The 12,408-nt window shown below is 68.5% G+C and carries 11 protein-coding genes; 7 read left to right on the top strand and 4 right to left on the bottom strand.

What is annotated here, in order from left to right; translation table 11 throughout:
- The first annotated feature begins 314 nt into the window (after positions 1-314).
- Positions 315-599 (top strand): hypothetical protein, encoded by a 285-nt coding sequence (locus BM172_RS22485; RefSeq protein WP_026636319.1) that lies wholly within the window; start codon positions 315-317, stop codon positions 597-599.
- A 12-nt stretch (positions 600-611) separates the two neighbouring features.
- Here the strand turns inward: BM172_RS22485 and BM172_RS07915 are convergent, their stop codons facing one another.
- Positions 612-2,018, bottom strand: a complete 1,407-nt coding sequence (locus BM172_RS07915; protein ID WP_026636318.1) for an aminotransferase-like domain-containing protein — start codon at positions 2,016-2,018, stop codon at positions 612-614.
- A gap of 102 nt (positions 2,019-2,120) precedes the next feature.
- On the opposite strand from BM172_RS07915, the gene BM172_RS07910 reads away from it, so the two are divergent.
- The 6 genes from BM172_RS07910 (at position 2,121) to BM172_RS07885 (ending at position 9,861) form a co-directional block, all read left to right on the top strand.
- Entirely contained in the window at positions 2,121-3,023 is a 903-nt protein-coding gene (locus BM172_RS07910) for a DMT family transporter (protein ID WP_026636317.1), read from the top strand.
- A 187-nt stretch (positions 3,024-3,210) separates the two neighbouring features.
- On the top strand, positions 3,211-4,965 hold the full coding sequence (locus BM172_RS22130) for a TolB-like translocation protein (RefSeq protein WP_051548953.1): 1,755 nt from the start codon (positions 3,211-3,213) through the stop codon (positions 4,963-4,965).
- Positions 4,966-5,075: 110 nt separating this feature from the next.
- Positions 5,076-6,137 (top strand): sensor histidine kinase, encoded by a 1,062-nt coding sequence (locus BM172_RS07900; RefSeq protein ID WP_035323782.1) that lies wholly within the window; start codon positions 5,076-5,078, stop codon positions 6,135-6,137.
- Positions 6,134-6,895 carry a LytR/AlgR family response regulator transcription factor gene (locus tag BM172_RS07895; RefSeq protein WP_026636315.1) on the top strand — a complete coding sequence of 254 codons (762 nt, stop codon included), beginning with the start codon at positions 6,134-6,136 and terminating at the stop codon, positions 6,893-6,895. The genes BM172_RS07900 and BM172_RS07895 overlap by 4 nt, the downstream gene beginning before the upstream one ends.
- Positions 6,896-7,037: 142 nt before the next feature.
- Positions 7,038-8,012, top strand: coding sequence for a TolB-like translocation protein (locus BM172_RS07890; protein ID WP_051548952.1), 975 nt, complete (start codon positions 7,038-7,040; stop codon positions 8,010-8,012).
- A gap of 298 nt (positions 8,013-8,310) precedes the next feature.
- The gene (locus BM172_RS07885) at positions 8,311-9,861 is read left to right on the top strand and encodes an MASE1 domain-containing protein (RefSeq protein WP_026636314.1); all 1,551 of its coding nucleotides are present in this window, start codon (positions 8,311-8,313) and stop codon (positions 9,859-9,861) included.
- Here BM172_RS07885 and BM172_RS07880 read toward each other — a convergent pair.
- The 3 genes from BM172_RS07880 to BM172_RS07870 all read right to left on the bottom strand — a co-directional run bounded on the left by BM172_RS07880 (position 9,839) and on the right by BM172_RS07870 (position 12,369).
- Complete coding sequence (locus BM172_RS07880; protein WP_051548946.1) at positions 9,839-10,534, bottom strand: hypothetical protein; 696 nt, start codon at positions 10,532-10,534, stop codon at positions 9,839-9,841. The two genes, BM172_RS07885 and BM172_RS07880, sit on opposite strands and share 23 nt — an antisense overlap.
- 201 nt (positions 10,535-10,735) lie before the next feature.
- A complete protein-coding gene (locus BM172_RS07875) occupies positions 10,736-11,281 on the bottom strand; it encodes a cytochrome b (protein ID WP_026636313.1) in 546 nt (181 codons plus the stop codon).
- Complete coding sequence (locus tag BM172_RS07870; RefSeq protein WP_081805249.1) at positions 11,281-12,369, bottom strand: catalase family peroxidase; 1,089 nt, start codon at positions 12,367-12,369, stop codon at positions 11,281-11,283. Before BM172_RS07870 ends, BM172_RS07875 begins: the two co-directional genes overlap by 1 nt.
- Between the last annotated feature and the right edge of the window lie 39 nt (positions 12,370-12,408).

The following is a 12,408-nucleotide window of genomic DNA, read 5'->3' as shown; positions in this document are numbered from 1 at the left end:
CTCGAAACACTCGCCTACGGCGAGACAAGCTGCGCACAACGCGACAACCAGGCGTGATCGTTACTGGATCCCGGCCTACGCCGGGATGACGAGCAAAGGGAATTCCGGCCTGCGCCGAATGGCGAGCAAAGAGCGCCGGCTTCACGGCTAAAGCAGCAGCGTCGGGGCGAGCCCCGGCCCCTCACCCCGGCCCTCTCCCCGGAGGGAAGAGGGAGCAGAGCGCTCCGGCGTGCGGGGAACAAAGCGCCGCGCCGCGCTTGCAGGCGCCACACCCACCCTGCAAGCTAGGCGGCTTTCGCCAACCGAGAACCCCCATGTCGAACCTCGACAACATCATCCAGATCATGCCCGCCACCGGCTGGGTCGCCGTCTACGACGAAGGCGGCGAAGAAAGCGCCCAGGCCATCGTCTGCTTCGCCCTCGTCGAATCCGAAGCCGGCGGCACCCGCCGCCGCAGCGTCCGCCCGATGTGCGCCGACGGCCGCGCCGTCGCCTTCGCCGACGAAGCGCCCAACTTCGTGCGCGTCGAAGAACTCGAGGCCTTCGAGGAAGACGAAGAGGACGAAGAGGAAGAAGAGGAAGAAGAAGACGAGGAATAAGCCCTCGCCCGCTCAGGCCAGCTGGCGCGCCGCCAGCTGGCCCAGTTTCTTCAGCGCCTGCTCCAGGCGCGCATCCCACGGCATCCCGCAACTCAGGCGCAGGCAATCGCCGTAGTCCCCGCGACTGGAAAACAGCACGCCCGGCGACGTGCCGATGCCCTGCTCCAGCGCCGCCTCGAACAGCATCTGGCCGTCCCCGCCTTCCGGCAACTGCAACCACAGCGACAGGCCGCCGCGCGGTTCGCTCGCGCGCGTACCGGCCGGCCAATGCCGCGAGATCGCCTCGTGCAGGCGCTGCGCATTGTCCGCCAGCGCGCGGCGCAGGCGCCGCAGATGGCGTTCCAGGTCGTGCTTCTGCAGATACTCGGCCATGGCCAGCTGCGGCAGGCTGGCCGCGCCCACGGTGGAAAAATACTTCGCGCGCACCAGCGCGTCGGTCCACGCGCCGGCCGCGATCCAGCCCAGGCGCAGGCCCGGCGACAGCGACTTGGAAAACGAACCGCAACTGATCAGGTTGCCGCGCGTATCCCAGCGCCGCAGCGGCGACGGCCGTTCGCCCGACCAGGCCAGGTCGCCGTAGACGTCGTCCTCGATCACCACCGTGCCGTGGCGCGCGCAACTGGCCAGCAAGGCCTGCTTGGCCGCATCGCCGGTAACGCTGCCCAGCGGGTTGTTGAAGTTCGGCACCAGCACGGCGGCGCGTACACGGTTCTGCTGCAACAGCTGATCCAGCCGCGCCACGTCGATGCCCTGCCCCGGCAGGTTCGGCACCTCCAGTACTTTCAGCCGCAACGCCGCCACCGCCTGCAGGATGCCGTGATAGGTCGGCGTCTCCACCAGCACCACGTCGCCGGGCTCGGCGAGCGTGCGCAAGGCGAGGCTGATGCCTTCCATCGCGCCGGCGGTGATCACGATTTCGTCCGGCGACACGGCCGCGCCCAACTGCGCGTAGCGGCGCGCGATCTGCCGGCGCAGCGCCGGCAGGCCCTGCGGCGGCGCGTAATCGAGCACGGCGGCGGGATGGTGGCGCAGGCTGCGGCTAAGCGCTGCAGTGAGCGCTGCCTGCGGCAACAGCGCGGGCGACGGCGTGGCGCTGTGCAGCGGCAGTACGTCGCTGCGCGCCAGCATGTCGAGCACCTCCTGCAGGGCCGGGTTGTTCACCGCGCCCGGCACGCGGCGCCGCGGCGGCTTCGCGGCGGGCGGCGGCGGCACCGCGGCGCGCACGTAATAGCCGGAGCGCGGCCGCGCCACCACCAGCCCTTCGCGCTCCAGCTGCAGGCAGGCTTGCACCGCCGTGGCGGCGCTGAGCCCATGGCCCAGCGCCAGCTGGCGGATCGACGGCAGGCGCTCGCCCGCGCGCAGCGCCCCGCGGGCGATCTGGCCTCGCAGGCTGCCCGCGAGGCGTTCGTAGAGCAGCATGGCGGCCCTCCAACTGTATCGGTCTATTTTCATCCTATCTGAATCTGTATCGGTCGCGGCAAGCGCCCTACGCTGGCGCCATCCCACGCAGAGACCCGCGCCATGACCTCCCTGCCCGGCCGCCACGACTCGCGCGCCGCCCTGTTCCAGTTGCTGTTCGCCGAACTGCTGATCGGTTCGGTCGGCGTGTTCGTGCACGAGAGCGGCCAGGATGCGGTCACCGCCGTGTTCTACCGCTGCCTGTTCGGCGGCCTGTTCCTGCTGGTGCTGGGCCTGGCCCGCGGCCAGCTGCACGGCCTGTGGCAGGACCGCGCGCTGCTGCGCGGCGCGGTGCTCAGCGGCATCCTGCTGGTGCTCAACTGGGTGGCGCTGTTCGCCGGCATGGCGCGTTCGTCGATCGGCGTGGCCACCCTGGTCTATCACTTCTTCCCGTTCGTGATGCTGATCCTGGCTGCCCTGCTGCAGGGCGAGCGCACGCATCCGGCGGACCTGGGCTGGACCCTGCTGGGCTTTGTCGGCGTGGCCTGCTCGGCGGATCCGGGCAAGCTGTGGCGCGACGCCGATACCTCGTACCTGATCGGCATCGGCCTCACCCTGCTCGGCGCGCTGCTGTGCGGCGCCTCGCTGCTGATGTCACGGCAGGTGGGGCGGGAGCGGCCGTTCGCGCTGGTGATGATCCAGTGCTGGGTCGGCGTGCTGATGCTGGCGGGCTTTTCCAGCACGGGCGTGTTTCACCTCGGCACGCACTGGTGGTGGCTGTTCGGCCTCGGCGTGATCCACAGCGGCATCGTGTACGTGCTGTTCTATTCCTCGTATCCGCGCCTGCCGGTGGTGACCATCGCGGTGGTGGCGTTCGTGTATCCGCTGGTGACCTTGCTGCTGGATTACCTGATCTATGGGCATCGGCTGGTGCCGGTGCAGTTGGCGGGGTTAGGGCTGATCGTGCTGGGGACGCTGGGTGTGAATCTGAAGTGGCGATTCGGCGCAGGACGCGCAACCGCGTAGGTTGGGGTGAGTCAAAGGCAAATCCCAATGTCACTACGCGTATGAAGGTGGCGAACGTTGGGGTTCGCTGCGCTCACCCCAACCTACGGCGCCGTTGGTCACGGCCCGCATACCGCTCGTCACACAAGGCATGACCATTCGCCAGCACCGCCCTAGCCTCGCCGAATCTCCCCGACGAGGCACCCCGATGCGCCGCCTGCTCCCGCTCGCCCTCCTGCTCGGTTTCGGCGGCACCGCCGTCGCGGCCAACGACCGGCCCGCGCCGGCGCTGTTCGCGCCCGGGGTGATTTCCAGCGCCGGCGACGAAGGGCCCGCCGCCTTCATGCCCGACGGCGCCACCGTGTACTTCTCGCGCGGCATCGATGACGACCACAACGCCATCCTGTTCTCGCAGCACACCGGCAAGAGCTGGTCCGAACCGAAGACCGCACCGTTCTCCGGCAAATGGCGCGATGCCGATCCGGCGATGGCGCCCGACGGCTCCTTCCTGGTGTTCGCTTCCAATCGCCCCGCCGACGGCAAAGGCGCGCCGCTGGATACGGTGATGGGCGGCAAGAGCTACCCGGGCAAGGGCATGAACCTGTGGCGCGTGGCGCGTCGCGGCAACGGCTGGGGCGAGCCGGAACGGCTGCCCGATGCGGTCAACACCTGCCACTCGGTGTTTGCGCCCGGCATCGGCACGGACGGCACCCTCTACTACATCGGCTGCGGCGCCGACGGCGCGCTGCGCCTGTTGCGCTCGGTGCGGCGCGACGGCCGCTACCAGGCCGCCGAGCCCGTCGCGCTGGGTACGGACGACATGATCGTGCGCGATCCGGCGATCGCGCGCGACGGCTCCTTCATCGTGGTCAGCATCAAGCGTTCGAAGATGCAGTCGTATCGATTGGCGATCGCTTTCGCCACGCCGCAAGGCTGGAGCATGCCGCAGGACCTGGGCGAGACGATCAACGGCGGCAGCCATGCCATGGGTGCGCAGTTGGGGCCGGATGGCCGCACGCTCTACTACGTCAGCGACCGCCGCGTGCCCGGCGAGCAGGCCGACTGGAACAAGGACGGCGACAACATCTGGCAGGTCACGCTGAAGCCGTGGCTGGACGTGCACGCGCGCGACGGCGCGCCGGTGGCCGGCCCGTGGGATCGCGCCAACGATGCCTCGCCCGCGTTCACGGCGGACGGAAACGCGGTGGTATTCACGCGCAGCGTGGACAAGACGGCGCGCCTGTTCGTCGCCGAGCGCAACGGCTCGAACTGGTCGGCGCCGCAGTCGCTGCCGTTCTCCACGCAATGGCAGGACATCGAGCCGGCGATGGCACCGGACGGCTCCTCGCTGGTGTTCATTTCCAATCGTCCCGAGCAGGACGGCGGCGCGGCACTGGACGGCTTCTTCAACGGCCAGCGCTTCCCGGGACGCGGCGGCAATCTGTGGCGGGTGGCATACGGCAAGAACGGATGGGGCAAGCCGCAGCGCCTGCCCGCACTGCTCAACACTAACTCTTCCGTGTTCGCGCCCGCGCTGGCCGCCGACGGCACGCTCTATTTCATGCGCACCGATGCGGATGCCGACGGCAAGGGCGCCTTCCGCCTGTTCCGCAGCCGGCTGCTGCACGGCCAGTACCAGGCGCCACAGCCGTTGCCCTTCAGCGACGGCGTGACCGGCGATTTCGATCCCGTCGTGGCGCCCGACCAGTCCTACCTGGTGTTCAGTTCCCAGCGCGCGCCGGCCACGGCGGCGGGCAGCGAGCTGTTCATCGTCTTCGCCCGCGGCGAGGGCTGGAGCGCACCGCAGCCGCTGGGTGTGGCCGGCGTCGAGCCGCGACTGTCGCCCGATCGCGCGATGCTGTACTACAGCGCGCCGGACCGGCGGGTGCACGCGTTCGATCTGCACGCATGGCTGGGCAAGCACAGCGCGGTGGCCGATGCCGGCCACGCGGCCAACCCCTGAGACTGGCGGCACTATCCGGGCAGCGGGCGGCGGTTCCACACTGATGCCCCTTTCCGGTTGCCGCTGAGAGAACCGTGTCCGCACCGCGCACGCTGCCACGCTGGGCCCGCATGGCCATGCCACTGGGCCTCTGGACTCTGCTCGCAGGGTCCTACACGCTGAGCGGCGGCCTCTCGCAGCTCAGCGAGGGCCAGGCGCCGAACTGGTGGCGTGCCGGCGTGTGGAATTTCAGCGACTTCTATCTGTGGATGCTGCTGGTGCCGCTGATCGCCTGGCTGGGACGGCAGGCCGCGGACGGCGGCTGGCGGCGCTACGCGGCGGTGCACGTGCCGGCCAGCCTGACGCTGTCGCTGGCGCAGCTGCTGGTGCACCTGGCGATCTTCTGGAACCTGTGCGGGCCGGGCCGCGCGCCGGTCAACACTTTCGGCGGCTTCGTGCGCATGCAGTTCGCCTACAGCTACCACTTCGCCCTGCTGCTGTACTGGGTGATCCTGATGGTGCTGCGCGGCCTGGAATCGCGGCGCCGCCTGCGCGACGAGCGCCTGCGCAGCGCGCAGCTGGAAACTCAATTGGCGCAGGCGCAACTGCGCACCCTGCGCGTGCAACTGCAACCGCACTTCCTGTTCAACACGCTCAACGCGATCTCCGCGCTGGCGCTGGCCGATCCGCACCAGGCGCGCCTGATGATCTCGCGGCTCAGCGACCTGCTGCGCCTGACCCTGGAAGAACGCCACGCGCTGGAAGTGCCGCTGTCGCGCGAGCTGGAGCTGCTGCGCTGCTATCTGGACATCCAGCAGGTGCGCTTCCAGGACCGCCTCAGCACGCAGCTGGACGTGGCCGCCGACACCGTGCGCGCCGCCGTGCCGAGCATGATCCTGCAGCCGCTGGTGGAGAACGCGCTGCGCCACGGCCTGCTCGACAAGCCCGAGGCCGGCCGCCTGCAGATCGTCAGCCGCCGCGAAGGCGCGCAGCTGTACCTGCGCGTGGACGACGACGGCCTGGGCCTGCCCGAAGGCATGGCCGAAGGCCTGGGGCTGGGCAATACGCGCACGCGCCTGCAGGTACTGTTCGGCGACGCCGCCAGCGTGGCGCTGGCGCGCCGGGCCGAAGGCGGCACTCGCGTGGAATTGCGCTTTCCTTATCGCGAGTACGCCGCGGAGCACGCCGCATGAGCATGCCGCCGATCCGCACCCTGCTGGTGGACGACGAAGTGCTCGCCCGCCTGGCCTTGCGCCAGGCGCTGGCCGCGCATCCTGACGTGCGGATCGTCGGCGAATGCGGCAATGCCAACGAGGCCCTGCAGGCGATCGCCGCGCTGGAGCCGGCGCTGGTATTCCTGGATATCCGCATGCCCGGCATGGACGGTTTCAAGCTGCTGCACAAGCTGAAGCCGGAAACCTTGCCCATGGTGGTGTTCGCCACCGCCTACGGCCAGCATGCGCTGCGCGCGTTCGATGCCGACGCGGTGGACTATGTGCTCAAGCCGATCGACCAGGCGCGCTTCGACCAGGCCATGGCGCGCGTGCGCCGGCTCTGGGCGGGCATGCAGACCGCCGCGCCGGCAGCCGGCAACGCCCCGCCGCCGCCCGCACCTGCCCATGCGCAGCGCATCAGCGTGCGGGTGGGCGAGAGCATCCGCGTGATCGCCACCGACGACATCGACTGGATTCGCGCCGATGGCAACTATGTGCATATCCACGTGGCCGGTGCGCGCTATCTGCATCGCGAAACGCTCAGCCATCTGCTGGAGGCGCTCGATCCGCAGCGCTTCCTGCGCATCCATCGCGGCACGCTGGTCAATGTGCAGCGCATCCTGGAAATCCATCCGCTGTTCCAGGGCAATGCCGAGGTGGTACTGCGCGACGGCACGCGATTGAACCTGAGCCGCCGTTTCCGCGTGCAGGCGCGCACGGCGCTGGGCATGACCTGAGCGCAGTGCGGCATGCACGGCGCCGCGTTCACGCCGCTCGTCACCAGGCCGCGACCGCTCGTCACAAAGGCGCAGCGCCAGCAAAGGCATCCGCGCATCGTGCATGCGGGCCGGCATGGCCCGGCCACCCTCCGGAGCACACATGAAGTTGCATACGTTCGCCTGGGCGACCGCCTTCGCGCTGGGCTGCATCGCGCCCGTCCGCGCCGCCGACCTGCTCGGCCCCGGCGTGATCTCCACCGGCCTGCAGGAGACCACCGCCGCGCTGTCGCCGGACGGCAAGACGCTGCTGTTCCTGCGTTCGGACTTCGCCGAGAAGGACGACACGATCCTGATCTCCCGCCGCCAGGGCGACGGGTGGTCGACGCCGGAGGTCGCGCCGTTCTCCGGCCAGTGGCACGACTCCGAACCGGCCTTCGCGCCGGACGGCAAGCGCGTGTACTTCGTCTCCAACCGCCCGGCGCACGCCGGCGACTCAGCCGTGACGGCCGAGATGGGTGGGCAACGCTTCGCCGGCACCAACCTCTGGTATGTCGAGCGGCAGGCCAACGGCCGCTGGGGCGAACCGGTGCACGTGGACGGCGCGCACAACGACGGTGCCATGCTCTACAACCCGACGGTGGCCGCCAATGGCGACATCTATTTCTCCGCGCACCGGCCGGATTCGGGGAAGTTCTACCAGGTGTACGTGATCCATCCGGCCGGCCGGGGCTATTCGGCGCCGGAACGCGTGGACCTGGGCGATGCCGAGCACAACCGCATGGACCCATGCGTGGATCCGCAGGGCCGCTTCCTGCTGTACGCCGGCAACGAAGGCGATTCGCTGGGCAGCGCCGACATCTATATCGCGTTCCGCCAGGCGGACGGACGCTGGGGCAAACCTGAGCACCTGGGCGGCGATGTCAATACGCCGGCGCTGGAGAACGCGCCGACGCTCGGTCCGCACTTCGGTGAACTGTATGTATCGAGCAACCGCCAGGACGAGGTGCGCTTTCCGAAGACGCGCGACGACATCGCGTCGCTGCAGAAGCGGCTGAACGGCCCGCAGAACGGATCGCGCAACATCTGGCGCATGGATATCGCCGAGGTGCTGAAGGCGCACGGCCTTCGCGACTGAGCCGTTTCCGGCCGGCGTGCGACGCGGTGACGTCGGCGCCGGTCTTTTTTTGCCTGTTCGACACCTCGCTCATCGCCGGAACCGACCAGTAAAAACGTGATGCGATCGTTGGTGCGTCCGACGTTTATGTCACGCCACGCATGACGATCGGGCCGTCGCGCCATGCATTTTTTCACGCTGTTTTGCCATCACCTATATGCTTTAAATTTACGATTGTTCCCTATGGAATCTTCTCGGACATTTCACGCCACTGACCCTAATTTGCCATCGAATCGGGAGCGGAGCGGTCGGCGCAAACATGGAATCCAGGCTGGGATGGTTAGGGCGGCAGCTCGCGGTCGCGATCATCTATGGCGCCGCCTACATGCTGCTGCGCAAGGTGGGCTTCGCCCATTTCGTGCCGGCCAGCGGCCTGAAACTGGCCGTCCTGCTGTTGACACCGCGCCGCTACTGGCCGGCGCTGCTGGTCAGCGAAACCCTGCTGCTGGCCTACGACCTGTACGACGGCGTCGCCATGTTCGGCTGGGCGTTCTACCTGGCTTCGATCGTGCCGCCCATCGCGCTGCTGATGGCCGTGGTCGCCCTGTGCCAGGACCGCTTGCCCGGCGTCGCGTTTCCCGACATCCGCCTGGGCAGCGTGCTGGTGTGCATCTTCGGCGCGAGCGTGCTGCTGGTCGCCGACGGCCTGATGGTCGCCTCGCTGATGCCCGAAGCGGCGCGCTACGGCCGCAAGCCGCTGACCGACCTGGTCTCCGATTATTTCCTGGGCACCTATAGCGGCATGCTTGCCGTGGTGCCGCTGGCACTGGCCGGCGCGCAGCAGTGGCATGAGCAGCATTCGCTGCGCGGCGTGTGGCATGCCAACCGCAGCCTGCTGCAGGCTTCGCTGATCACCCTGGTGGCGGTGTCGGTCGAAGTGCTGGCGCTCGCCGGCACACAGGACACCGCCTTGCGCTTCGTCGGCCAGGCCATGCTGTTCGTCCCGGCCGCCTATTTCGCCATCACCTGGGGCTGGAAAGGCGCCGCGGTGATCGGCGCGATCGCCAGCTTCGGCATCGTGGCGCTGATGCCGGAGATGTTCGACATCGCCACCTTGATGACGCAGACCATGATGGCGCTGTTCCTGACCATCTCCACCGTGCTGGGCCTGCAGACCACCCGCCTGGAGCGCGCGCTCGCGGCGGTGGACGACCAGATGGACAAGGCGCGCCTGGAACAGCACCTGGCCGAGATGAAGCTGCAGCGCAGTTCGTTCGAGCTGGCCTATGTCAGCGGCGAGCTGGCACGCGCGCATCGCCACCTGCTGATCCAGCTGGATCACTCGCCCAACCGCGGCGAGGTCGACAGCTACAAGCGCACGCTGACCATGACCACCTCGCGCCTGAAGGAACTGGCCGATGCGCTGTCGCCGCCCATGGGGGCCGGCCACCCGCACGCACTGAGCGAAGGGCCGCTGGTGCAGGTGCTCGACAGCCTGGGCATCGGCTATCAGGCCAACGTGCATGGCCAATGGAGCCGGCTGCCGCGCAATACGGTCGCCCTGCTCTACCGGCTCGCCTGCGAAGCGGTCACCTACCTGCTCAAGGAATGCCCCAGCGACCGCATCGCGCTCACCACCGACACGCACAGCACCGACAGCGGCACCACCATCCACCTGAGCGTGCGCAGCGAAGGCGTGCCGATCGCGCCGCCGGCGCAGGACAAGCTCACCAAGGGACTGGGCACGCTGGGATTGGGCCTGGGCGAGCTGCGCCTGCGGGCACAGCTGTTCAACGGCGACGTGGTGGTGGAAGGGCGCAGCGTCCAGGTGACGCTGCGCCAGGAACTCACTGTTCCTCGATTCGGTTGATCGGGCAGCTGTTCGGGTCTTGCTTGCAGTTGGAATCCGTCGTCGTGTCCTGGGTGGACAGCGGTTGCACCTGTCGCGTGATGCGGTTGATCGGGCAGCTGTTCGGATCCTGCTTGCAGTTGGACGGATCGTCGGCCGGCGTGGCGGTCGCCGTCGGCATCACCACCCGGTTGGCGCGGTTGATCGGGCAGCTGTTGGGATCCTGCTTGCAGTTGGAGGCGTCGCCGTCCGCCGGCGCGTAGCGCCGCCCGCTCGCCGGGCCCATCGTGTCGCTCACCGTCCACACGTACTGGCCGGCATCGCTCAGGCCCACGCTCAAGGTGACGAGCGGATCCTTGTAGACCACTTCGGAGCCGCGGATCGCGCCTACGGCCAGCGGCAGTTCTGGGGTGGAAACGTAGTCGGCGTCGACACCCATCGGCAGCACCAGATGCACGCCCGCAGTCGCCGCGAGGCCCGCGCGCACGCGCCCTGCCGTGTCGTTGACCTGCACGTACTCGATGCCGTCCTTGATGAAGGTGTAGACCTGCCAACGCGGGCTGATCGAGCGGTCCACCGTTGCCGGCGCCGCACTGCCCATGCCTTGCACCGGTCCCGCCGCCCACACGACCGAACTGCAACTCAACGACACGCCCGCGGCAAGCAGGCCCCATGCGAGATAGCGCAGCTTCATCGTGGTGGTTCTCCCTGTGGTGTCAACGTATCGTGACCAAGCCATCGTGATGGCCGGGTGAGCAGCACGCTAACCGGCGGATGCTCGAACGTGCAGGGAACGTCTGCATTCATGCCGCGTTCGAGCGCTTATCCCGGATGAAAAGCATGGAACGTTTACGCTCTTCGATGGCGCCGGCACGGCGCCTCGAAAGCGCTGCGTTCAACGGCGCGGCCGCCATCCCACCATGCTTCCCAGCACTCCGTCCCTGCGCACCAGCCCGTGGTAAAGCGCCGCGCCAAGGTGTGCAAGAAAAGTGACGAACAGCAGCACCGCCAGCCACGCATGCAGATGCCGCAGCACGGCGAACGCCACGCCATTCGCCGGCAGGATCGCCGGAAGCCGCAGCGAATGACTGAGCATCACCGGATAACCGCCCGCCGACAGCATCGCCCATCCGACCAAGGGCAACGCCAGCATCAAGGCATACAGCAACCAGTGCGAGGCAAACGCGGCCCATCGCTGCAGCAGCGGCAGATCCGCCGGCAACGGCGGCGGCGGATGGCGCAGGCGCACCGCCAGCCGCAGCACCGCCAACAGCAGGATCGCGATGCCCAGCGGCTTGTGCACTCGCACCAGCCAATCGTGCCGCTCCGATACCGACGCCACCATGCCCACGCCGATGAACAGCATCGCCAGGATCATCGCCGCCATCAGCCAATGCAGCAGCCGCGCGGGCCATACGAACATATCGGTCGGGCGCGCCATCAGCGGGTCTCCTTCTTGCCGGCCGCGGTGCCGGGCAGATGCGCTTCTTCGCTGGTGCGGCGCAGATAGGACGCGGCATAAGCGGCCGAGCGCGCCGGCAGCAGGGGATCGTCCGAAGCCTGGATGCCATCCGGCAATACCAGCGGGTCGTAGTTGATATCGCGGCAGGCGCCGCTGTCCTGCGGCGTGGTGCCGGTCAGCTCCAGCATGCCGGCGTCGATCTCGCGGCGGTCGGCGGGCCAGGCCTTGGTGGCGTCGGCCGTCGGATCACCGGGCTCGGCGAACGTCACGCGCAGGTGCCAGCGCAACGGGCCGGCCGCCAGGCGCTGGACCAGATCGGCGGCCAGATAGTTATCGCCCTGCCCCTTCGCATCCTCTGCCGCGCTCTCCGGCACCATCCGCCAGCGGACCGCATGCTTCGCGCCCTGGGCGTCGACGAGCTCGAACGCGTTCAAGCTCCAATAGCTGTTGGTCGCGAAGCTGGCCGAAGGCCTGGCCATCTTCGCCCATGCACGGAATGGCGCGGTCTCCGGATGCGCGGCGAAGAATGCCGCGAGCCTGGCCGGGTCCGGCTTGCCGGTGGCGGGATCGGGTTGCTGCGCCTGCAACTGTTCGAAGAACGCCTGCGGCGTGGCGACCGCATTCACCGGCATGCTGTTCATGCCCGTGCGCCATTGCTGTCCGTTCGGCTGGGTAAGACGCAGCGCCATGCTGCGCACCGGTACGCTGCCGTCGGGCGCATACGGATTGCCGCCGGCGATGGCGAAGCGTCCGACCACCGGGATGTCGCCCTGCATGAAGACTTGCGCCGTGGAGTACGGCTGCAACGCTCCGCTGCCGACGAAATGGCCGATCACGCACACGCCTTTCGCATGGGCACGCCGGTAGCCCGGATAAACGCTGCCGCTGTTCACCTGGATCTGGTCGATGATCCGCGGGGCGGTGAGCCGCCCGGGCGCAAGCCAGCCGGCGGTATAGGCCCATGCCGCCGCGACCGCCAGCGGCACGCCCGCGATCACGCCATAACGCCACCATCCACCGGCGCGCCGCATCATGCGATGCAACGATCCGCTCCAGTTCGATCCCATGATGTTCCGCCTCGCGCTTCGATGAGCCCGTGCGGTTTT

The organism is Dyella marensis (assembly GCF_900112865.1).
Lineage (GTDB): Bacteria > Pseudomonadota > Gammaproteobacteria > Xanthomonadales > Rhodanobacteraceae > Dyella_D > Dyella_D marensis_A.
This window is presented reverse-complemented; position numbering and strand designations above follow the sequence as displayed.